The organism is Roseiarcus fermentans (assembly GCF_003315135.1).
Lineage (GTDB): Bacteria > Pseudomonadota > Alphaproteobacteria > Rhizobiales > Beijerinckiaceae > Roseiarcus > Roseiarcus fermentans.
This window is the reverse complement of sequence record NZ_QNRK01000012.1, coordinates 1-23,536: the sequence shown is the minus strand read 5'-3', so window position 1 is coordinate 23,536 and position 23,536 is coordinate 1. Positions and strand designations below refer to the sequence as shown.

The following is a 23,536-nucleotide window of genomic DNA, read 5'->3' as shown; positions in this document are numbered from 1 at the left end:
ATGTCCGATAATGCAACATTATCGGACATCAATTTCGCCCGACAGGTGGGGCGCTTTCGCGCGCAAACGGTGGCGATAAGCGCCGCGCTCGGGTACGATTGCGACGATGATTCGCGCCGAGCTCGCCCCGTTCAACCTTCCCCACGCGCCCGTCTGGGCGCGTCCGGATCGGAATTTGCGCGAGATTTCCGAGGCCGAGGCCCTGTTCTTCGCCGGCGCGGCGCTGTCAGCCCTCGATTCCGTCGCGAAATCCGAGCCGCCGTGGGCCGGGGCCTGGCGCGCCCGCCTCGCCCTGAAATCCGCCGCCGCCGTCGCCCAAAACCTGCTCAACCGCCGGGAAGACGAGACGGCGCTGCGCGACGCCGTCGCCCTCGCGAAACCCGGACAGGATCTCGGGCCCGCGGGACGAGTCTATTCCGCCTTCCGGACGCTCTGCGGTCCGGGCGATCCCTTCCGTCCGAAGCGGCTCGCCGCCGTCGCCGCCGATCTCCAGGCGCCGCTCGACCTCGACGGGGCAGGGGAGCTCGCCGCCGCGCTCGCGCAGGCCGCCGGGCGCGGCCGGCCGGCCCCGACCCTCGCGGCCGCGGCCGCCGAGATGGTGATCAAGATGCGCACCGACGCCGAGCCGCTCGCCCTGTTTTGCGCCGACGCCGCGCTGGCAAGAGCGCTCGCCTGGCCGGTCGCCGTGCCCCTCCTCGCCGGCGAGCTCTTTTCGCGCAAGACCGGGGGCGATGGCCGGTGGCCGCGCCCGGGGGAGACCGGTTGGGGAAAGCTAACAGCCTTGGCGTACGCCCGCGCGGCGCTCGCCGCCCTCGACCTGGCCCACGACCTTTCCCGTCGCGCCGCGCAGCTGGCCGACGCCGCGCCAAAGCTGCGGGCGAAAGGGAAGACAGGCGCGATCACGGCGCTGCTCGGCGACGACGCGATCTCCGCCGCGGCGCCGATCCCGGGTCTGAGTGATCGCGCGCGCCGGCGGCTGTTCGAGCGCCTCGTCACGCTCGGCGCGGCGCGCGAGCTCACCGGCCGGGCGACCTTCCGGCTCTACGGGCTCTGAGACGATGGCGCGCCGGCCGAGCCAAGAGCCGGACTTCGACCGCGAGCTCGCCGACCTGCCGGCGGAGCTCCGCTGGCGGGAGTGGAAGGCGCGGGTCGAGGCGGTGCTGTTCGCCGCGGCGAAGCCGGTCGGCCGCGACGTGCTCGCCCGCGTGGTCGGAGAAAACTGCGCGCTCGATCTGCTGCTCGACGATTTCAAGGAAGACCTGCGCGGGCGGCCGATCGAGTTGGTGCGGGCAGGGGAGTCCTACACCCTCCACACCCGCCCCGCCTTCGGCCCGGCGATCCGCGTCGCCCTCGACATTTCTGGCGACGCGAAGCAGCTGACCAAGCTCGAGGCCGGGGTCTTGATGGCAATCGCGATGTTTCAGCCGGCGACGCGCGGCGAGCTCTCCGACATGTTCGGGCGCGAGATCTCGCGCGACCTGATTGGGGCCTTGCGCGAGGAGGGGCTGATCGCGGCCGGGCCGCGCAGCCCAAAGCTCGGGGCGCCCTACGCGTACGTGACGACGGAGAAATTCCTGCTCGAGTTCGGGTTCGAGTCGCTGCGCGACCTGCCCGACCTCGAGGCGCTCAAGGACGCGGGGCTGATCGAGGACGATGGCAGGACGGGCGATGCCGACGAAGAAGGGAGCACTCCATACGCAAGCGACGGAGGGCTGGAGAAAAGAGTATTCCCGGTTCGCGTTCCTTAACCGCTTCCGACAACGGCCGCTGCGGTTCCCGTCTGTGCGGACGGCAACCGGCTGGTCGGGTCATGAGACAAGCTTCTCCGTATCCGGAGGCTCCGACTACATATAATATCGAAACGAGGAAGGCGGCTTCTCCTCGGTCGCCAAACCATACTCCGCCATGATGCCGCCGACCCGGCGCGCAAAGAACAATGTCACAGGAGTTCCACCAGTGACGTTCGCTGTGTTCCAGTTCATGCGAGCAAGGCCAAGGATGTCCCTTGCGACCTGGTCCAGGTCGCCGATCTGGTCCCCGCTTATCTGAATAGGCGTCGGAATATGCGGTCCGGGATAGGTCCGAAACTCGCGCATGTATCCCGTGGTGAATAGGTATGCCGCCGAGTCATTTACTGTGCACAGCGTTCCGCGGTTCGGTGGATACGCACCAAAACGTACCAGCCGAAATTGCGTCTGCATAACGTTGATAAGTTCAACGATCGGCACCTCAGCAAGCGCCCCTCGAAAACCGAGGCGTTCGCCCTCGCAGTAGGCGGACGTTTTGTGCAGGACGACTCGGAGTGGCGTACCCCCAACCCGGTCGCGATACTCCGCGAGAATGTCGCGTCCCAACTGTCGTGCCTGATCTTCCGTCAAATGGACGTTGCGACCCTGGCGGTCGTCGTACTCAACATCGCCCCCACGGATTGCAAAGCCTTCGCCCTGACTCGAAAAGGCTTGCGCAATGCTCGACCGGACGAGGTGCTTTTCGCGCGTCTTCACGTGGTGGAAGCTTATTCCGACGAAGCAGGTCTCCGGACCGTCAAGTTTCATTCGCCAAGGAATTCCTCCAGCCTTATAGTAGAGGCCGACCGAGCTGTTCCACGCTCGCGTCGAAGAGCCTTGGTTTGAGACCCCTTCTAAAACGAGACTGCTCGTCGCGATCTGAACGGGTAGGCGCTCTACCATTGCCTGCGCCTTTAGTGCCCGTCTGAAATCTCGGCTTAGAAGATCGTCTGGCTGCTCCTCAGTGACCAAATCGAAAAGATCAAGCTGAATGCTGGCCTGACGTTTCTTCAAGGCCTCGGCCGCCTTCTTTTCTTCTTTGGAAAGGGTCCTCTGGATCGTCCGGCATTTCGCCATGATCTCGTCTGATAAGCAGCATATAACGACATCCGGTTTCGCGATTTCGAGTTTCCCGAGCCGCCTCAGCGCTGAGGAAAATGCGCCGAGAACCCCTTCGAACCTGTCCTTGATATTCGTCAGCGCCAGCGCTTTGTGCAGCTCGCTATGCGGCCCCGAGAACGTGATGGTCCAGCGAGGACTCGTGGTTAGCTTCGAGCGGAACACGGCCTCAAAGCCTGGAAACGCCGGATAGCTCGCAACGCCGCGATCGGCGGGCAAGTAGCCTTCTGTGCGTTTCAGCCAATCGAGAGTGCGAGCAACCATCTGATCGCAGCCGATGAGACCAATGTTCACTCGCTCGCCGCGCGCTGCGCCGAAACGCATGTCGAATGGACCGCCTTCGCGCAAACCTTCGCGCGGATCGGTGAACATGCCCGGTCCGCCGAACTCCAGCAGCGGTGCCTCAAACTCCTTTAGGTCAAGACTGATCGGCATAGTCGGCCTCCTCAGTCTCGGTCTCAGCCGCAGCGCTCGCCCCCAACCGTTGTTCTTCCGCTAGCCCCTCGAGTTCCTCGTCAAGGGCCTCCAGCGCGTCGTCGGAGTCGGACTCCTCGGAGTTACCCAGCGCAAGTTCTAGATCATTCACTGTCACGGTTGGCAGGCGCGCGGACAAAACAATGTGCGGATACCGGTTGGCATCCTCACCACCGCCCGCGCGCTCTACCTGCATCGGGTGGACGTCCGACCAGCGATCGTCGTCCGCGTCCCCGGCAGCATCGTCCGCGACTTGCGTCGGACGGGGCCACGAGAGATCGAGCGCGAACGAAATCTCACCCCCGGAGAGGCACCACGCCCAGAACGAAAGATCTTGATGGACCGTGGCGTTGTAGTCGCGGGCAGCGCGCTTGGTCGAAAGTCGGTTGACTCGGTCAGGGGCCAGCAGTCCTTTGGCGCCGTCGAAAGTGAAGACATATCCGGGTTCGAGCAAAAGGCCCCACGTTGCCCCGAATTTGTCGAACCGATAGCCAAGGGCCTCATGCTCCCAGTAGCTGACCGTGCCGGTTCTGGGGGAAACCCGCGCCTTTACCACCGTGCGTTTCGCCCGGCGCAGGCGTGCCTGATAGGCGATCGACCGTGACCCCGCCTCAGTACGCGGAAAGTACGCACGCTTGCGCTTGCGGTCTACGATCAGACCGCGACGGTACAGATGCTTCTCCAGTCCCAAATTGAGCAACTGGACGAGGCGTCGCTCGCCCTCCTGATCCGCCGTGAATTCCGTAAGCAAAAGTGGCTCGACGTCGCCATCGTCGATGACCTTGGCAAGAGGGTTCCGTGGGTGCTCGAAATCATGGAAACTGTAGAGCCGCCCCGACAGGAAAATCGATGGCGGAAGCCACTCGTTTGGGAGGGCAGCGAATAGCTGGCGGTGGTGCTGCAGCTCAGTCCCCGCATGATAAATGTTCTCCGGCAGGCTCACCACTTCAAGGATGTTCGCCGCATAACGCGACGTCGTGAGCACGACTGGGGTCGCCGTTCCGGTGACCTCATCGACCGCCTCCGGTCGAGTCATGATCACCACCTCGAACTCGTCATTGTTCCGAGTCGGGCCGAAGCGTACATCACCGCCGTTGGAACGCACGGTCTTATAAACGTCGGATAAGCCAGACCCAGCCTTGTCCATTTCACCGCTACCGTAGAACAAGTCAGCGAGGACCGGATTCCGATATCCCTTAATTCCCCGGCGGCCGCGACGAATCTCCTCTTCAATGGAACCCGCTTCGACGCGCCGTTGCACTTCATCGACCAGGCCGCCGGGGTTCGTGATCCGTATGCTTGCAGCGGTTACATCGATCACGATCGGATTGGTCACCGAATAGTCTCGGTGGACCAGCGCGTTTACGACGACTTCCTTCAGCGCCAGCGGTGGATACGGCAGGACCGTTTCGGACTGTTCCCCCTTCAGCCGAAACGGCCTGTTTACCGAAGTCAGGACGTCATTGATGCCGTCGTATTGGGCCCAAAGATTCCCCTTGATCGTGTGTTCCAGCACGTCCGACGCCAGCCCGCTTTCGAGGCCCTTTTCCCCAAGGGCGCGGCGCAACCACTCGCCATTTCCACTCACGCGTAGCGTCACTCCCGCCTGCGGGATGAGCTTCTGCGGCCCCTGACTGAAAAGCAGGCACCCGGCGGTCGTCAATTGGACGCCCCCCTTGTCGTCACGCACCGCCAGATTCGTTTGGAGCAACCGGTCAACGATCCACGCGCGGTCGGGCGGTGCGGGCACCCGGATTTGAAGCGCCTCGCAATACAGGACGAGACGCGCCCGGACTGTCGGCCAGTCCAGATCATCAAGCCCGGCCAAATTCACGACGTCCATGTCCAAGGTGGGCGCGGGCGCTGCGCCTGTGCCGCTGGCCATAGCCAACGGGGCGTCTGCATCCTGGTGCAGCAGCCATAGGTCGCGGGCGAAGAGTTCGTCGAAGCCGTCGATATCGACGAGGGTAAAGTTCGCGCCGATCGCGCTGGCGAGCGCCAACACCATGGGCGGCAGGCTTTCGACCCGGTCGCCCTTCATTTTGCACCAATAGATTCCGTGCCGGTAATTGTAGGCCTGCTCGGCGTTCTCTAGCAACAGGTGTTGCATCACCGAAGGCTCGGCCCCGCGATAGCCGACTACGATCAGAGGATGGTCCCGCAACAAAGGTGCGATCATCCGCACGAGTTCGGGATCAAGATGCTGCACCTCATCCAGAATATTCTTATCGGTGTAATGGTCCACCGAACCATGCAGGAAAACTTGCTGCGGATATGGCGGAATTGTTGAGAATTTCGTATAGTCCGAAGGCGTTTGAATGACGTCGATGTGGTGGGGACGCCGGATACGCACCTTCACATCGGGCAGGTTCATATCGAAGTTCGTGGTTAAGACCGTTTTCACCAACCCCTGATGAAGGAATTCCGCGAGCTTTTCATACCCAACGCTTGGATTGATCTTTGTCTGAAGGAGTTCCCTAAAAAAATCTGCGCGCGCCTGACGCGGCTGCAGGAGGTTTTCGATAGCGGGAGGGTAGTTGTCAGCAACACTACCGGTGAGATCGTACCAAGGCTTCGCCTTCAGCCAAGGGAACCAATCGCTGCGCAGCAGTCGGGGGTCTTTTGGTGATCTGCCATGCTCCCGCGCGTAAGCCCAACGCGCCGCTTGTTCGACCATATCTGCGGCGAGCGGGATACCTGATCGCACAGACGCACCCGCTCCCAGCAAAAGAACGGGGGTCGGTTGGCCTACCAAAACCGAATAGAGCCGGCCGACGCTGGCGCTTTGGATGTTCGGGATCGCAGCCATGGACCTCAAGAATTTGTACAGAGCCCTGGCTACCTATTCGTGCATCCCGGGCGCGATTAGCAAGGTCGCCGTTCCTCTATCCACACGAAACGCGTCGGAGATCGCGACCGCGCGGACCTTTCTCGTTGAGCGTCTTCCGCTGTGCGTCGCCGGATTACGGCCGCTGAAATCGGCACGCCTGCGACCCATCAAAATGCATATTACGGCGCCATCAGCGGCCAAGCACGCTTTTTGCGGGGGATTTGTTGGCGTTCCTTGGCTACACTGTCATCCTCACAAGGGATTCGGGACTGCCGGGATAACACGACCCAGCGTCCGGGTTTGGACCGTGGGGCGGGGCGGCGAAGGTGAACAGCTTCTACGAACGGCCGATTCTGAATTCGCCCTACCGCGCGCCGGAGCTCCATCATCCGCTCGGCCCGAATGGTCAGCCGCTCGAGGGCGAGCCGAGGCAAGGACGCCGTCCGTCGCGCTTCATCGTCCCCGTTCCTGCATCCCGGAAAAAGGCCTCCGCTGCGCAGGCCTCTCTGGACCTCGAGACCTACACCGAGAACGCGCTGATCAACGAGATCCGCAGCTACGTCGAGCGGTGGCGAAGCTTGCGGAATCCCGCCGACTGGGGCGTTACCGCCGTCTCGCAGCGGCTCCTCGAGCACTGGCGCCATCACCGGTTCGTCGGTCCGCGTCCATTTTTCTGTCAGGTGGAAGCCGTCGAGACGGTCATCTGGCTGACAGAGGTCGCGCCCAAGCGGGCGGCGTCGAAGGGACTTCTCGATCAGATCGCCAAGGCCAACGAGGAGGCCAATCCCGAACTCTTCCGCCTGGCCCTGAAGATGGCGACAGGCAGCGGCAAGACGACGGTCATGGCCATGCTGATTGCGTGGCAGGCGGTCAACGCCGCGCGAAAGGACTCCAAGGACTTTTCTCGCGCCTTTCTGATCGTCACGCCCGGCATCACGATCAAGGATCGGCTCCGGGTTCTGCAGCCGAGCGAGCCGGATAACTATTACGAGACCCGAGAGATCGCGCCGCCGGAAATGCTGCCGGAGATCCGGCGCGCGGAGATCGTCATCACCAACTATCACGCCTTTCAGCATCGCGAGACGCTGGCGCTGCCGAAGGTTGCGCGAAGCTTCCTGCAGGGAAACGATCCCGAGCCGCTCAAGACGACCGAAACGGACGCCGAGATGCTGCAGAGGGCCTGCGGCAAGCTGCTCAACTACGACCGTGTCAACGTCATCAATGACGAGGCGCACCACTGCTATCGCCACAAGGTCGGAGCCGACGCCGAGGGCGCGCTGACCGGCGACGACAGGAAGGAGGCCGCCGAGAACGAGGAAGCCGCGCGGCTCTGGATCAACGGCATCGAGGCGCTCGACCGCAAGCTGTCGAAAGGCGTGCGCGCCGTCTACGACCTCTCGGCCACGCCCTTCTTCCTGCGGGGCTCAGGTTATTCCGAGGGCTACCTCTTTCCCTGGGTCGTGTCGGATTTCAGCCTGATGGACGCAATCGAGAGCGGCATCGTGAAGTTGCCCCGCGTGCCCGTGAGCGACAACCTCGTCGGCGTCGACACCGTCGTCTACCGCGATCTCTGGAAGCACATCGGCAAGGATCTGCCCAAGACCGCCGCGGGCGCCGCCAAGCTCAGCGCCTTTGACCTGCCACCCATGCTCAGGACCGGACTGACCACGCTCTACAGCCATTACGCCGGCGAGTTCGAGCGCTGGGAGCGCGCGGGGATCGGCGTGCCGCCAGTCTTCATCGTGGTCTGCCAGAACACCGCCATCTCCAAACTTGTTTTCGAGTGGATCGCCGGCTTCGAGCGCGGCGACGCCGAGGAAGGCGAGCGCGCGGCCTTTCATGCCGGCCATCTTGAGCTCTTCCGCAACTACGACGATGAGGGCAGACGCCTTCCCCGCCCGCGCACGCTGCTGATCGACTCTCGCCAGATCGAGGCCGGCGACGCGCTCGACAAGGGATTCCGCGAGGCCGCCGGCGCGGAGATCGAGCAGTTCAAGCGCGAGCTCGCGGCGCGCGAAGGCGCTGGCGCCGCGCAGGGCGAAGCCAGCGAAGCGGCCTTGCTACGCGAGGTGATGAACACGGTCGGCCGTCCCGGCCGCCTCGGCGAGCAGATCCGCTGCGTCGTCTCGGTGTCGATGCTGACGGAAGGGTGGGACACGAATACCGTTACCCACATCCTCGGCGTGCGTGCGTTCGGCACGCAGCTTTTGTGCGAGCAGGTCGTCGGCCGCGGCCTTCGCCGCCAGTCCTACGATCTCAACCCCGAGACCGGCCTCTTCGACGTCGAATACGCCGACATCATGGGCATCCCGTTCGACTTCGCCGCCTCGCCGCAAGTGGCCACGCCCACCAAGCCGAAGCCGGTCACCCGCGTCCACGCGATCAAGGAGCGCGCCGAGCTCGAGATCGTCTTCCCGCGCGTAAGCGGCTACCGTCGGGACCTGCCGTCCGAGAAGCTCGAGGCCGTCTTCAACGAGGAGAGCAGGCTCGAAATCACGCCGGCGGACATCGGGCCCACCTCGGTCGTTATGGAGGGCATCGTCGGCGCCGGCGTAACCATCACGCCCCAGGTGCTGGAGCGTCTGCGACCGTCGGAGATCAGTTTCAACCTCGCCAAGCACCTGCTCTATACGAGCTTTCGCGACGAGGACGGTTTCCCGAAACAGCATCTCTTCCCGCAGATCCAGCGCCTCGCCCGCCGCTGGCTCGACGAAGGCTATCTCGTCACCAAGGGCGTGCCGGTCGGCGCGATCCTCTATCAGGACCAGCTTGCGCGGGCGGCGGAGAAGATCGACATCGCCTGCACGCGCGCCAGCGAAGGGCGCATCCTCGCGGTGCTCGATCCCTACAATCCGAAGGGATCGACGCGGCACGTCAACTTCATCACCTCGAAGCCCTGCTGGAAGACCGGCGCGCAGCCGCCCAGAAGCCAGATCAGCCATGTCGTGCTGGACAGCGACTGGGAAGAGCCGCTGGCGCAAACGCTCGAGGCCCATCCGCGCGTTCTCGCCTATGCCAAGAACCAGGCGCTCGGCTTCGAGATCCCCTATCTCGATCGCGGCGTCACGCGCCGCTACCTGCCCGACTTCCTGGTCCGGCTCGATGACGGCGGCGACGAGCCGCTCAACATCGTGCTCGAGGTCAAGGGCATCAAGGACGAGAGCGACAAGGCCAAGGCGCAGACGATGCGCGAACTCTGGATTCCGGGAGTGAACGGGCTCGGCGGCTTCGGCCGCTGGGCCTTCGCCGAGTTTCGCGACTGGACGGTGATGGACCAGGATTTCGCAGCGCTCGTCGAAAGGCTTATGGGGAGCAGCAAGTGACGACGTCGTTCAAGACGAATCCAATCGCCCTCAAGGACCTGATGCGCGAGTGCCACGAGGGAAAATTGCAGCTGCCCGATTTCCAACGAGGCTGGGTCTGGGACCAGGACCGCATCATCGACTTGCTGGCTTCGATCTCCGAGGGCTTTCCCGTCGGGGCCTTGATGACTCTAGACGCCTCGGGCGAGGTGGCGTTCGCCGTGCGTCCCGTCGAAGGCGCGCCTCCCGCGGCAAAACCGCTCGAGGCCTATCTCCTCGATGGCCAGCAGCGGATGACGTCGCTGTACCAGTCGACATCGACCCGCTCCGCGGTCGCGACGTTGACCGCGAAGAAGCAGCCAGCCCGGCTCCATTTCTATTTCGACATCAGGGCTGCATTGAACCCAAACATCGCCCGGCGGGACGCGATCGTCCCGGTCCCCGAAGATCGGGTCATCCGCGCGAACTTCGGTCGCGATATCGTCCTCGATCTGTCGACCGAAGCGTCGGAGTTTGCCGCGCTTCACTTCCCGATCGATCGCATGTTCGAGGCGCAGTTGTGGGTGCAGGCGGCGCTCACATGGGTGCTCCAGGACATGGAAGCCCGCAAGGATCACATGGCGCTGATCAACGACTTCTCGATCAAGGTCATCAACAACTTCTCCGATTATCAGGTGCCGGTGATCACGCTAGGCAAGGACACCAGTCGCCCCGCCGTTTGCCTTGTTTTCGAGAAGGTGAATACTGGCGGGAAACCACTCGACGCGTTCGAACTGGTAACGGCCATGTATGCCGGCCAGGAGGTTGACGGCAAGCCGTTTCGCCTTCGCGATGACTGGAAGGCCCGTCGCGACAAGCTGGTGAAACAGCCCGTCCTCGCCAATGTCGAGCCCGTCGAGTTCCTTCAGGCGGTGTCGCTTCTGCATACGAAGGCCCTTCGGACCAAGGCCGAGGACGAGGGGCGCGACCCGCCAGCAATCAGCGCGACTCGCAACAGCCTTCTGCAGATCCCGTTGTCGGCATATGTCGAATATGCTGGCAAGGTCGAGCAGGGCTACGTCACAGCCGCAAAGTTCCTGCACTGGCTCAAGGTCTTTCGCGCCCGCGACCTGCCGTATCAAACACAACTCGTGCCGTTGGCGGCAATCCTCGCCGAGCTCGGGCCAAACTGGGAGAACGACGCGGTCCGTAAGCTGCTTGCACAATGGTACTGGTGCGGTGTCTTCGGCGAACTCTATGGGTCGGCAGTCGAGTCCCGCTTCGCCCTCGACATCCGAGACGTTCCCCGATGGATCAGTGGCGGAGCGGTTCCTCAGACGATCGAACGGGCGGACTTCCGTGAGGAGCGCCTGCGGACGCTGCGCACCAGGCTGTCCGCCGCCTACAAGGGCGTCCACGCCCTGCTGATGCGGTGTGGCGCCGAGGATTTCAGGTCAGGGCAGCCTTTCGACCAGACGGTCTTCTTCGACGAGAACGTCGACATCCACCACGTCTTTCCCGAGGCTTGGTGCAAGTCGAACAACATCAAGCCAGAAGTCTACAACAGCATCGTCAACAAGGCGCCCCTGTCGGCGCGAACCAACCGCGTCATCGGGGGCGTCGCTCCGTCTGCCTACCTCGCTCGCCTTGAAAAGGGCAGCGCGCAGAATCCGCCGATAGCCGCCGACCGTCTGGAGTCAATCTTGCGAACGCATGAGATCAGCGTCGCGCTCCTGCAGGCGAACGATTTCACCGCGTTCTTTGACGATCGGCGCGAGCGCCTGCTCAAGCTGATCGAGACCGCCATGGGCAAGCCCGCGGTCCGCGAGGATGTGGCGCCGCCTGATCCTGACGACAGTTTCGGTGAAGACGAACGGGAAGCCGAACTGATGGAAGCTGCCGAGAGCGAGGTTGCCGCCTGATGGCCCGCTCTCCTCGCTCCTCCGACAGCAGGCCCTCGAAGCAGGTCGGCACTCTCAAACACACCGAGGCTTCGCGGCGGAACATTCCGACGGCGGAGATGGAGAGTTTTTTCCGCCGGGACGAGGACGCGGCGCCGCGGCCGCCGAAGCATTATCCGAGGGCGCGGCCGTTAGCGGAGGGCGAGACGCGGGCGGCGGAGGAACCGAGCCGGCCGGAGCTGATCTGGAACGGGGCCAGGATCAGGATCACCGCCGAGCAGATGAAGGAGCTGGCGGAGACCGGCGAGCTCACCCTGTCCGACGCGCAACTCGTCTGGCGGGGCAAGGACCGGCAGGACTGGACCGACCTCGTCGTCAACGTGCCGCCGCTCTACATCCAGGAGAAGATCCATCCCAAGGCGATCATCGACGACCTAAAGCGGCGAACGGCCAACAAGCGCGAGGCCGAGGCCGACATGCCCGACCTGTTCGCCGACTTCAATGGGATCGCGCCGGATCAGCGCGCCGAATTCTACCTGCACGACCAGCACTGGTCGAACCGCATGATTCTCGGCGACAGCCTTCAGGTGATGGCGAGCTTGGCCGAACGAGAGAGTCTGAAGGGCAAGGTCCAGTGCATCTACTTCGACCCTCCTTACGGCATCAAATTTAACTCGAACTGGCAGGTCTCGACGCAGTCACGTGATGTGAAGGACGGCAAGCAGACCGACATCAGCCGCGAGCCCGAGCAGGTGAAGGCGTTTCGAGACACGTGGAAGGACGGTGTCCACAGCTACCTCGCCTATCTGCGGGATAGGTTAACCGCGATGCGAGATTTGCTCACTGAGAGCGGATCAATCTTCGTCCAGATTGGCGACGAAAACGTACACCGAGTAAGGGAGGTGATGGACGAGGTGTTGGGTGAGATAAATCTCGTATCGCAAATTGCTTTCAAGAAAACTGCCGGCCAATCATCACTAGGTTTGGCTGGTACGCTAGACTACATACTTCACTACGCTCGTGACAAATCGAGTGTAAAATACCGACAGCTGTATGTTGGGAAGGAGCTTGGTGGACTTGGCTCCGAGAAGTATCAATTTGTTGAAAATGCCGCTGGAGATCGACGTAGGCTCTCAGATGACTGGGATGAATCGAAGGTCAGCGAATTTGGTAGACCGCTGGCGATAGATACATTGGTCTCGCAGCGACCGCCTGGAAGCTTTCCTGTGAAATTTGAAGGTCGTGAGATTCGGCCGCGAACTGGATATTGGAAAACCGGCGAAATTGGAATGCCACGTCTCATAAAGGCAGGACGTATAACGTCATCGGGTCAAGGAATTATGTATAAGAGGTACTTGGACGATTTTGCAGCTATTCCTTTTGTGAATTATTGGAATGATACGAGCAGCGGTGCAAGTACGCTCGATCCGAAGGTATACGTTGTTCAAACGTCAGTAAAAGTTATCCAACGTTGCATCCTGATGGCCACCGACCCTGGCGATCTTGTCCTCGATCCTACCTGCGGTTCGGGCACGACGGCCTACGTGGCTGAACAATGGGGACGGCGATGGATCACCATCGACACTAGCCGTGTCGCGCTGGCGTTGGCTCGCACGCGGCTGATGGCGGCGCGGTATCCTTGGTATCTTCTCTCAGACAGCCGCGAGGGTCGCGCCAAAGAGGCCGAACTGACCCAGCGCGTTCCGCTAGACATGCCGGTCCACAACGACCTCCGCCAAGGCTTCGTCTATGAGCGCGTCCCGCACATCACCCTCAAGTCGATCGCCAACAACCCACTGATCGACGACATCTGGGAAAAGTGGCAGGCCGTTCTTGAACCCCTACGCACGGGTCTCGACGCCGCGCTCGGCAAGAGCTGGCAGGAATGGGAGATTCCGCGCGAGAGCGGCGAGCCGTGGGACGACGGCGCGACGCAAGCCTTCTACATCGCCCGCAACGAGGCCAGGCCCGAAGGCGAACGCCTGCACGCGCTGGCCGTGATTGCGCTCAACATCGGTGCGGAGTTCACCCTCAAGACCTTGCCGAGCAAACCGCGCACGCCTTGGAACCCGGAAGCCGAGGCGCTCCATGCCAAATGGTGGGAGGCGCGCGTCGCCCGGCAGAAGGAGATCGACGCCTCGATCGCCGCGCGCGCCGAGGTCGAATATCTCTACGACAAGCCCTACGTCGACAATGCCCGCATCCGCGTCGCCGGCCCGTTCACCGTCGAGAGCCTGTCGCCCCACCGCGTGCTGCCGGCGAGCGAGGAGGAACTGATCGACGAGATCGAGGCCGCCGAGGGCCGACGATCCCCGGCTGACGCCGATCTAGCGGCGCAGGATTTCGCCGCCATCGTCATCGACTATCTGAAGGCCGAAGGCGTCAAGCAACAGGCGAAGGGCGACCGGATCACGTTCGAGAGCCTGACCCCCTGGCCGGGCGCCTTCGTCGGCGCCAGCGGCGTTTTCGTCGAAGGCGAGAACGGCCCCGAGCGCCGCGCCGCGATCCTGATCGGACCGGAATACGGCACGGTCGGCCGGCAGGACATCGTTGCCGCCGCGCGCGAGGCGGTGGACGCCCGCTTCGACGTGCTCATCGCCTGCGCCTTCAACTTCGACGCGCACTCGTCGGAATTGGGAAGCCTCGGCAGCTTGAAAATCCTCAAGGCCCGGATCAACCCCGACATGCACATGTCGGACGAGCTGAAGAACACCGGGCGCGGCAACATGTTCGTCGTCTTCGGCGAGCCCGATGTCGAAATCCTCGACGACGGCGGGCCCGAGATTCGCGTGAAGGTGAATGGGGTCGACGTGTTCGATCCCAACACCGGCGACATCCGCTCGAACGACGCGGCGGGCATCGCCGCCTGGTTCATCGACACCGACTACGACGAGGAAAGTTTCTTCGTCCGCCACGCCTACTTTCTCGGCGCCAACGACCCCTACAAGAGCCTGAAGACCGCGCTCCAGGCCGACATCGACGAGGACGCCTGGGCGACGCTCTACTGCGACACCTCACGCCCATTCGAGCGGCCGGAAAGCGGCCGCATCGCGGTCAAGGTCATCAACCACTTCGGCGACGAGGTGATGAAAGTGTTTCGGATCGGGCGAGGCTTCGATGCGTGACCTGTCGGCGGCCGCGGTTGCGCGCGTCTTGGGGTTCGTCGGCTACGGCAATCTGGCCGCGCCGCTATGGTTCATCGGGCTGGAGGAGGGTCTTGGCGCCATGGCCGACGCGGATGTTCGCGCCAACCTTTTCTCCCGAGGCCGGTTCGACGAGACGATGGACCTCGCTCAAGCGCACATGACCCTGGTCGAAAACGGCCGGCCGTATGACATCTCGCGGCGGGATCGATTTTCGCCGGTCTGGCTTTGGATGGCGCGTTTTGCCCGGGCAATCGGCGGTGCCGATGACTGGCGGGATCTCGCGTCTGCCCGGGCGTATATCCGAGCACGGTTGGGCCGGTCCGACGGTGCGACGTTCATGACGTATGCGTCGCCCGTCCCTGAAAAGGGTTTGCACACGCGCCAGTGGACTGAACTGGTTCGGCAGACGGGGGTGGACGTGACGCGGCATCAGGCGCAGCGTGCCGCACGCATCCGCACCTTGATCGAACAGCATCGCCCAGCGATCGTTATCTGCCATGGCCTGACTGCACAACATGCGTATCAAGGTCTGCTGCCGGCGTTGGCCTGGCAGCAAGTGCCGGGTGCCCCAAGTGTTCTTGCAGCCCAGGATGCTGAAGGACGCCTCCGCTTCGTCACGCCGTTCTTTGGCAATGGCCAGATGGGCTTTGACCTTGCGGAGAGCCTTGTCCGGGCGATCATAGGGCATAAGCCGGTTGCCTCGCGGTTTGCCCGGGCGGATGACGTTGCAGCGCCGGCTGTCCGGGCGACGGGGATCGGCGTCAGACCGGCGTCCGCGACATCAGCCGCATCGCAGCGATCGCAGGAAGCCCGGGCGATGAACCAAACCCCCGATGAATTCAGAGACAACACGGACCCCAAAATAACCGTCCGGCTTCTCGATCTTCTTCGCAAGAAAGGTCTGGGGGATGACGCATTCTGGCGCCTGCACCACAAGCGCGCGATCAATCACCACGAGACGATACAGGAGTTTCGCTCCTATTGCACGGGCCTTCGGGGTAGGTTTCGCACGGATTCGACGAATTCAAGGGTGCATGACCGGCTTCTTCATGCTTTGAGCGCCCACCGCGCTGAGATCGAACGGGGAGGGCCGCAGACTGATTTCGTCACGCTGGCCGAGCGGGCTTGGAAGATCATCCCGCACCGGTAGGGCGCGCTTGCCAGCGCCCGGGAGACGGATTGACGATGAATTTCCTGATCGCCGACACCTTCACAGCCTCCTTCAACCGGCTCAGCGGCCCCGACCAAAAGGCCGTGAAGGCGAGCGTCTTCGATCTTCAGATGGACCCGGGCGGGAATGGCCTCCAGCTGCACCGGATCGACGCCAGCAAGGACCCCAACTTTTGGTCGGCACGGGTCAATCGCGACATCCGCCTGATAGTCCACAAGACGGGCGATAGCCTGCTGGTCGCCTATGTCGGGCGTCACGACGACGCCTATGCCTGGGCTGAACGCCGGCGGATCGAGGCGCACCCGCGCACCGGTGCCGTTCAGATCGTCGAGGTACGCGAGCGCGTCGAGGACGTCGCGCCGCCGGCGACGTTCGACTTAGTCTTTCCCGCGCCTGCGGAGGCCAAGGGAAAGGAGACCGGCTCAACGGCGCTGTTTTCCTCGCTCGACGATGACTCCCTGCTGTCGATCGGCGTGCCCGCCGATTGGCTCGCCGACGTTCGCACGGCGACGGAAGACGGTTTCTTCGCGTTGACCGCCCACCTGCCTGCCGAGGCGTCCGAGGCTTTGCTCGAGTACGCCGCCAACGGCAGGTTTCCGGCGCCCGCTCCGCCGCCCACTGTCGCCGATCCGTTTGCACACCCCGACGCCTCGCGCCGAATTAGACTCATCGCCGACCAGAAGGAGCTGGAGCAGGCGCTCGCCTATCCATGGGAGAAATGGGGCGTCTTTCTTCACCCCTCGCAACGTGCGCTGGTCGAGCGTTCCTTCTCGGGACCGGCGCGCGTCGCCGGTTCCGCCGGCACAGGCAAGACCATCGTCGCGATCCATCGCGCTGTGCGGCTCGCTCGCGACAACGCCCATGCGAAGGTGCTGCTCGCCAGTTTCTCCGATCCTCTGGCGGCGGAACTGTCGAAGAAGGCGCACGTCCTGGCGCCGGAGACCGGCGGCGTTGTCCGCCGGATCACGACCGCGTCGTTCCGCAGCATCGCCGAACAGATGTTCCAACTCGAGCACGGGGTGCGTCCACGCATCGCCGGCGACGCCGTGCTGCGCGACCGCCTGCGCGGGGCGACCGCGTCCGCGGGCCTCAAGGGCTTCTCCGAGCGGTTCCTGCTGTCGGAGTGGACGCATGTCGTCGACGCGTGGGGCCTGACGTCGCTCGACGCCTATTCGACCGTCCAGCGTATGGGCCGCAAGAGCCGGCTTGGCCCCAACCAGCGCGCCCGCCTGTGGCCGGTTTTCCAGGCGGTGCGAGAAGCGCTGACAGCGGAACGCGCCACGACGTGGGCGAGCGTCTTCGCCGGGTTGGCGGACGCGCTCTCGGAGCGGCAGAAGAAGCCATTCGACCATGTCGTCGTCGACGAAGCACAGGATCTCGCGCCCGCCGAACTGAGGTTCTTCGCCGCGCTCGCTCCGGCGGGCGCGGATGGCCTGTTTCTTTCGGGTGACCTCGGACAGCGGATCTTCCAGCACCCATTCTCGTGGGCGAGCCTCGGCGTCGACGTGCGCGGCCGCTCGCACACGCTCAAGGTCTGCTATCGCACCTCGCAGCAGATCCGCCGGGCCGCCGACAGACTCTTGCCAACGGTGCTGCGCGACACCGATGGACTGGAGGACGAGCGACGCGGGATCGTCTCGGTTTTCGAAGGTCCGCCTCCCGAGGTGAAGTCCCTCGACACGGTCGCCGCGGAAGCCGCCGCCGTGCGTGACACCGTCGAGGCGTGGCTTCGCGACGGAATCGCGCCGCACGAGATTGGCCTGTTCGTCCGGACGCGGCAGTTCGTCGCGCGCGCCCGAGCCGCCATCGCGGACCTTCCGGGGGCGGCCGAGATGACGGCCGCGCCTATGAGCCTCGCAAAGGGACTGGAATTCCGCGCCGTCGTCGTGATGGCTTGCGACGAAGGTGTTCTGCCGCTCGACGAGCGGGTCGCCGATGCAGCCGACGAAGCGGAACTCGACGACATCTACGAAACCGAGCGCCGACTGCTCTACGTCGCCTGCACGCGGGCGCGCGAACACCTGCTGCTGACGGGCGTAGCGCCGACATCGGAATATCTGGCGGATTTCACAACTTAGCTATGAGATCTCGGAGTCCCATCGCGCGTGTCCAAGAATGATCCTCAGGCTCGGACCTGCGGGCGTGGTCGAACCCGAATGCTGGGGAGAATTTGATCGTAAACCTGAATCGCCCCGGGCATTTCAACAGTGACTGCCAGTCCAAATGGAACGCCTTCGTCGATGCGTGCGCCTTGATCAATTTCGCGCTGAACCTGAACTGGGATCGTCCCGCCACCCGCGGCGGTGCCGATCCGCGCGTTGCGCCAACGACGGTGAACGATCGTTCCGCTTTCGGATTGAGTGTTCGTAGGCTGCCCTGTGGTCGTGCTGATCCCCGCTGTTTCCAAGTCATCCGTGTGGAGCGAAGGAACTCGCAACTTAACCGCTCGATAAGCGAGGTGGCCAGGACGTGTCGGCGCAAACCACGCGAGCGTGGCGCGAACTTCGCGAGGGCTGGAACTGTTGCCGAAGACGGCGGGAATTGGGACGTCAAACACTATTGACCCCTCAGGCCCGATTGAGCCAGTGGCCCACATGGTCGCGCGATCAGATGCGCAGGCGATCGCGTCCTCGGGGTCAACAAATCCGTAACCCAGGTGACGGCAAACCTCCCGCCGCCAATGCTCGTGATGCATCTCTGCATCCGGATCGATGACCGATCGGATAAATTTGTCCGAGCCACGCCAAGATGCAGCATGAACCAGTAACGCCTTCAGCAATGCGGCGCGCTCCGCCAAGGGCATTTGAGCAATCAATGCGGGGTAGGCCCTTTCGAGGGCGTCGAAGATCCGATGTGCCGAGTGTGTCGCGAGCGCCGTCGCTGCACTGGTTCCCATAGTGTAGTGCAGTCCCATTCCTCCGTTTCCCGGAGGAGCCGCCACCTTCAGACCCCAAAAGCGACTCGGATTGGGATGGCTCAGCAGTATTGGAGGAGCTGCCACCGGATCGAGCCGACCTCGCTGCCGACCACCCGCAAACAGCGCCTCGGGCTTCGTACTGCGCCGCAGGCCTGGCCCGAGGCGTGACGATAGGTTCGGCATTTCCTCACCGTCATAGGGCACGAAAGGAGTTACTCCACCAAACACCTCAGACGATGAGTCGCGATGCCAAGCTCCGATAGTTAGTGAATTGAGACTGTCTGCCGGCGCCAGCAGCCGTCGGTCCGCTTTTGCCGCATCAACGCCACGCAATGCTCCCCTCGAACGATCTGCCGACCGCGCAGCCTCAAATTCCGCGGCATTTGCAAAGTCTCGCATCGAGATGCCAGCATTCACGTTGCCCGCACTCACCAGGAAAAGAATTCCATAGCGGAACGCGAGATAATCCAATGCCCTGGCCCATGTGGAGATCTTGCCAGTGAATGGTTTTGTTATATCACCAAGGGAAACATTGACAATAATGACGTTTCCACCGCCATTAGCTCGCATTCTTATAACGGCCTCAACGATAACATCGACCACCAACCGGTCGCCATCGAAAAGTTCATCACCGATCGCCGGCGCATACATGACGGGACGGAAATAGACACGACGACTAATCGGCGTCGGGGGGTCGTTCAGATCGCCGTGCAACGCAATAGACGCCATCGCTGTGCCGTGAAGCCGCTGTCCAACAGCTCTTGCTTCGAGATTGGTGGGGTCATCGATCGCAAGCCGACCGGCGAGCAACGGGTGGGCCTGCACTGGCACGCCATCGAAGACTGCCGCGATCGGATCTTCAACCGGAGGATGCGGCCGGGCCTGATCGACAGGTGTTTGGTCTTCCGCCTCGATTGGCGTTCCTACGCTCTGAGGGACGATTGCGGCGACGGGATCTGCGCCTGCGAGCGAGCCGGGGTCGAGTTCGGCCAAACGCCGGATTTCGGCTGCCGGTACGTCAGCGAGGATCGCATGATAACCGAATTCGGGATGCCGTGATCGATCGATGATGGCACCGCCGCTGTGCGTGATTTGGTTGGCGATCGCCGCTTCGGCCGCTTGTGCGGTGTCTCCGCTTGCCCGAAAAACCAACTCGATTTCGATTCTGAGCAGTTCATCGTCAGCCGCGCCGTCAATGGCGTGGCGGAAGTACTCTCGGTTCTGTTCAGAGACGCGATCAGCCGGTCCCCAGGGTCGGATCATGCGTAGCTGGGCAAAAAGTTGTGCCCATGGCCCGTAGTTCCTCGGCACCGTTCCGGCTCGTTGCCACCCTTCCCAAAGAGAAACGATCTGCCTCAGTGCATCGAGTTGGGGTACAAGGAGATAGAATTCCGGATTCTTGTCAAATTCGTCCGGTGCCAACTCCTCTTCGCCGGCAAATTCTAATCCTGGTATGCGGGAGATAGCGTTCACGAAGTTCTGAATCGACCCAGTTACTTCGAAAACAAGCAGACGTTCTGGTGCCAGTGAACTTGCATCTGCGCGCAACTCAAGCGCTGCGTCAGCTCTGTCGAGTATAGTGTGCAACCGCCGAAAGAGTGGACCGTGAGCACGTTCCTGTGCGCCTCGGTCAAATGCGCGGGCTCGACTCCCCCCGGCGGGCGAGCGTCGCCTTCCGGCGCCGCTTGGTTCGTTCAGACGGAGGAGAGGTTTCTCCGGATCGTGTGGCATCGGCTTCTTCCGGCGCGACTCTGGTAGTCCAGAAATTGATTTGCTCGGTGAGGATGTCCCGCAGCGTTTGGTTGCCGAGGGAAAGAATGTGCCGGCGCCTTACAGTCTGGCAAAACTCAAGGGCTTCAGCGAAACTGACAGGACCGAGGAAAGTGGCGAGTTTGTAGGCTTCCATACCTGCAGACTCCGGCCAGCAATCAAGCTGGCGGTCGAGAAACACCGCCAGTCCTTCTCGTGTTGGCTGAGGCATTGTTAGCCGTAACTGGAACCGCCGCCACACCGCGCGGTCCAGAAGTTCTGCGTGATTTGTTGCCGCGACGGTTACAACATAACTAGGCAACTGGTCGATTTGCATGAGGAGAAAGGATACAACACGCTTGATTTCGCCCGTTTCGTGAACGTCACCACGTTCCTTTCCGATTGAGTCGAATTCATCGAAAAACAATACGCACGGAACGGTACGCGCGTAGTCGAAGAGGCGTGCCAGACGTGCGTTGGTCTCGCCTAGATACGAGCCCACAAGCGCATCGTAGCGGACCGTAAAGAACTGCACCGCGAGCGCCTCTGCGACGGCTTCTGCTACGGATGTTTTGCCGTTGCCGGGAGGGCCCGAAAGAAGTACTCGATGCCTCGGTTGCATGCCGTTAGCTCGAAGCAAATCAGCACGGTGTTGCTCTTCCACGAGCTGCTTGATCTGTTCGCCCACAGGTAGCGGAAGTATCAACTCATCAAGCCGTCGACGGGGTGTGCTCTCAAGGATCGTATCCTTGCCAGACTGGCCGCCGGATTGCGGCGCGGAAGGGGGCGTCACGGACACCGCGCTTAGCGCTCGCTGGAGACGGTCTGCAAGAATGTGATGATTCTTGCCCCGTTCCTCTGCGACAATGGCCTCGACCGACGAGCGCAATGCGTTGCGGTCACCAGCCGCGCCGGCGCGCACAATCGAGAGAAGTAGGTCGCTTCGGGCCACCGCTGGCTGAATCCAGAAACCGCAAATCAGTACCGAAGGATTGGTTAACATTTTGGGCGCAGCGGTGACACCCCGAAGCGCGATCCGAAATGCCGCTATCCCAGAAATTGGAGATCGAGGCGCTTCCGACGTCCCATCATGCGCCGTCAAGGGCCTCCTGATTGGATTTGGCCTAAGGCCTGACAAGCCGCGCGGGTGCGGTGTCGCCAAGGTGGGAGGAATGCAAGAAGCCTTGCGGCAGCAAACGTTATGCCGATTCCGGTTCCATGACCCCCGATCTCCGCGAACGGAGGACGCGCTGCTCTCTCTTGGAGCGCGTCCGACGCAATCCCCGCCGATGGGTTCGCTCGCTCCAGCGGATCAAGCGTGGACAGATTTTCGGCGTCGCCGCAGGAAGCATTCTCCGAGGACCGACTTGCCCATCACCAGAGCAGGCTGCCCGGCGCTCCCTTGAAGGGGCCGGAGACGTCAGAGGTGATCCACCCGCCATAGAAGTTTCCCGGTTGCGGGGTCACGCGCTCGTTATCGACAAAGCAGCCGTCAAACGGCCCCGCGTAAAATGCGACGTGGTTGCGCAAGGACCTGAAGGCCGGGTTCGGATTGGGATAGCTCCAGGCGACATCGCGCAGCGTTTCGTCGTTCACGCGGACATCGAAGTAGGTCGCTTCGCCCTTCCACTCGCAGACAGAGCGACGGCGCGACGGCCGCAGAACGAACGCTGCAATGTCATCCATCGGAAAATAATAACTCGGCGGATGACTCGTCTCCAACGTGCGCACGCCTCTGCGCGTGTCAGCGATGACGACATCGCGATGCACGATCCTGAGACGGCGTTGGCTTGGCTCAGCCACTGCCGGCCGCGGATATGACCAGACGCTTTCCTGTCCCGGACCGGCAGGATCGCGGATGACCTTCATGAAGAGGGCTCCTTCACTGACCGCGGCGATGTCATAAACCGCAGCCCACCGAGAGCAAGATCGCACGAAAAATCGCGGCCAATGGCGACCACACCAATGCGCCGCAACCGATGCGTATCGAGCGGAATACCGGTGCGATAGGGAACAAAGCGATCGAACGGCAGCTGAACCGTCCGCCACGCCGCGTGGGCCGTGAAACCTTGGCGGTAAGATTGCCACGGCCTGATCAGGGCGGCAGTCCGCAGGTGAACGCCGTACTCCTCGCCATTGCCGAATACGTCGAGTTCGATCCCGCTCCAGACGCTGGCGTCGACGACCCCAGCATCAGGCGAGAGATCGAGGGCGATCTGAACAAAACCACCACTGTTCTCGAGGCTGACGTCGCCACGCATTCGTATGGCCGGCCGGCCGGCAATCACGTCGCGCGCCATAGCGCCAATGGAGACACCCCCCATGACCTGGTCGGTGAATAGCCGCCAGTGGGTCCCTATCGTCGCAACGGGCGGCGCGCGGCTTAGGTCGTCTATCACCGCGGACGTAAGCACGTTGCCCTATCGCGAACGCAATGCTGACCGCCGCGCAGCGACGATCATGGCCAGCCGCGCACCGACCACAGGGTCGCGCCACAACAGGATCAGCGCGGTCAGCAGCCCGACATGCAGGGTTAGCGCGCCCGCGCTGACATGCGCCATCTGCCAGATCAGACCTGGCCCCGCCGCTGCGCTGGCGCAGGCCAGTGAATATGCCGCCCACCACGCCAGCGTGACCGGCGACCCTAAGGGCCCGTCAGACAATAGCTGAATCGGCCGACGTTAGGCGGCGGGGATTCCCTTGGGCGGTTGGGCGTCGTAGTTTTGGGGATGATTGATGAAGATTCTCTCCAAAAGCTGCGGGCGCGCCATGAGGCGATATTGCCTCAACTGGATGAACGGCAGCGACGGCTTTTCGCTGCGTCGGAAGCCAGGGCTGCGGGGCATGGGGGCATCGCCGCGGTTTCCCGCGTCACGCGCATAGCCACGAGCACGATCGGACGCGGGCTGAAGGAGCTCGACGCGCCGCCGCCGTCGCCCAGTCTGGTTCGCCGTCCGGGAGGGGGACGCAAATCGCTGACGGAAACGGACCCCGGCTTGCTCGACGATCTGAACGCGCTGGTCGAGCCCGACACGCGCGGCGATCCGATGTCGCCGCTGCGCTGGACGGCCCGAACTAACGAAACGGCCACCAGATACGCATAAGGGGACGAATAGAGAACGTTGCGCCGTGTGGGCCGCGGAACTCCGCCGAGAATCGCT

Annotated in this window: 14 protein-coding genes and 1 pseudogene; 8 read left to right on the top strand and 7 right to left on the bottom strand. The window is 62.8% G+C overall.

What is annotated here, in order from left to right; translation table 11 throughout:
- Nucleotides 1-106: 106 nt before the first annotated feature.
- The gene (locus DFR50_RS12055; protein ID WP_113889466.1) at nt 107-1,054 is read left to right on the top strand and encodes a DUF1403 family protein; all 948 of its coding nucleotides are present in this window, start codon (nt 107-109) and stop codon (nt 1,052-1,054) included.
- Nucleotides 1,055-1,058: 4 nt separating this feature from the next.
- On the top strand, nt 1,059-1,748 hold the full coding sequence (gene scpB, locus DFR50_RS12050; protein WP_113889465.1) for an SMC-Scp complex subunit ScpB: 690 nt from the start codon (nt 1,059-1,061) through the stop codon (nt 1,746-1,748).
- Nucleotides 1,749-1,844: 96 nt separating this feature from the next.
- Here scpB and DFR50_RS12045 read toward each other — a convergent pair whose 3' ends face one another.
- Together DFR50_RS12045 and DFR50_RS12040 are read right to left on the bottom strand one after the other, a co-directional pair.
- The gene (locus DFR50_RS12045; RefSeq protein WP_113889464.1) at nt 1,845-3,341 is read right to left on the bottom strand and encodes an argonaute/piwi family protein; all 1,497 of its coding nucleotides are present in this window, start codon (nt 3,339-3,341) and stop codon (nt 1,845-1,847) included.
- Complete coding sequence (locus tag DFR50_RS12040) at nt 3,325-6,189, bottom strand: ATP-binding protein (protein ID WP_113889463.1); 2,865 nt, start codon at nt 6,187-6,189, stop codon at nt 3,325-3,327. Before DFR50_RS12040 ends, DFR50_RS12045 begins: the two co-directional genes overlap by 17 nt.
- 347 nt (nt 6,190-6,536) lie before the next feature.
- On the opposite strand from DFR50_RS12040, the gene DFR50_RS12035 reads away from it, so the two are divergent.
- Genes DFR50_RS12035 through DFR50_RS12015 form a run of 5 tightly spaced genes read left to right on the top strand, consistent with a single transcriptional unit; the run spans nt 6,537 to nt 17,787 of the window.
- Nucleotides 6,537-9,533, top strand: coding sequence for a BPTD_3080 family restriction endonuclease (locus DFR50_RS12035; RefSeq protein ID WP_113889462.1), 2,997 nt, complete (start codon nt 6,537-6,539; stop codon nt 9,531-9,533).
- Complete coding sequence (locus DFR50_RS12030; protein ID WP_245427678.1) at nt 9,530-11,413, top strand: DUF262 domain-containing protein; 1,884 nt, start codon at nt 9,530-9,532, stop codon at nt 11,411-11,413. Before DFR50_RS12035 ends, DFR50_RS12030 begins: the two co-directional genes overlap by 4 nt.
- Entirely contained in the window at nt 11,413-14,517 is a 3,105-nt protein-coding gene (locus tag DFR50_RS32935) for a site-specific DNA-methyltransferase (RefSeq protein ID WP_113889461.1), read from the top strand. Before DFR50_RS12030 ends, DFR50_RS32935 begins: the two co-directional genes overlap by 1 nt.
- On the top strand, nt 14,510-15,688 hold the full coding sequence (locus tag DFR50_RS12020; protein WP_113889460.1) for a hypothetical protein: 1,179 nt from the start codon (nt 14,510-14,512) through the stop codon (nt 15,686-15,688). The genes DFR50_RS32935 and DFR50_RS12020 overlap by 8 nt, the downstream gene beginning before the upstream one ends.
- Before the next feature lie 35 nt (nt 15,689-15,723).
- Nucleotides 15,724-17,787 (top strand): UvrD-helicase domain-containing protein, encoded by a 2,064-nt coding sequence (locus tag DFR50_RS12015; protein WP_113889459.1) that lies wholly within the window; start codon nt 15,724-15,726, stop codon nt 17,785-17,787.
- A 44-nt stretch (nt 17,788-17,831) separates the two neighbouring features.
- On the opposite strand, the gene DFR50_RS12010 is transcribed toward DFR50_RS12015, so the two are convergent.
- The 5 genes from DFR50_RS12010 to DFR50_RS32060 all read right to left on the bottom strand — a co-directional run bounded on the left by DFR50_RS12010 (nt 17,832) and on the right by DFR50_RS32060 (nt 22,936).
- Nucleotides 17,832-20,099, bottom strand: a complete 2,268-nt coding sequence (locus DFR50_RS12010) for a S8 family peptidase (RefSeq protein ID WP_170153184.1) — start codon at nt 20,097-20,099, stop codon at nt 17,832-17,834.
- 157 nt (nt 20,100-20,256) lie between these two features.
- A complete protein-coding gene (locus DFR50_RS12005; RefSeq protein WP_245427674.1) occupies nt 20,257-21,477 on the bottom strand; it encodes an AAA family ATPase in 1,221 nt (406 codons plus the stop codon).
- A gap of 272 nt (nt 21,478-21,749) precedes the next feature.
- Nucleotides 21,750-22,244: a DUF427 domain-containing protein gene (locus tag DFR50_RS12000; protein WP_113889458.1), complete on the bottom strand. Its 495-nt coding sequence runs from the start codon at nt 22,242-22,244 to the stop codon at nt 21,750-21,752.
- Nucleotides 22,241-22,774, bottom strand: coding sequence for a CIA30 family protein (locus DFR50_RS11995; RefSeq protein WP_281015962.1), 534 nt, complete (start codon nt 22,772-22,774; stop codon nt 22,241-22,243). Before DFR50_RS11995 ends, DFR50_RS12000 begins: the two co-directional genes overlap by 4 nt.
- A gap of 21 nt (nt 22,775-22,795) precedes the next feature.
- Nucleotides 22,796-22,936, bottom strand: coding sequence for a hypothetical protein (locus tag DFR50_RS32060; RefSeq protein ID WP_170153183.1), 141 nt, complete (start codon nt 22,934-22,936; stop codon nt 22,796-22,798).
- Nucleotides 22,937-23,104: 168 nt separating this feature from the next.
- Here DFR50_RS32060 and DFR50_RS31365 point away from each other — a divergent pair.
- Nucleotides 23,105-23,452, top strand: a pseudogene (locus tag DFR50_RS31365) (ISAzo13 family transposase); the annotation flags it as partial.
- Nucleotides 23,453-23,536: the final 84 nt, after the last annotated feature.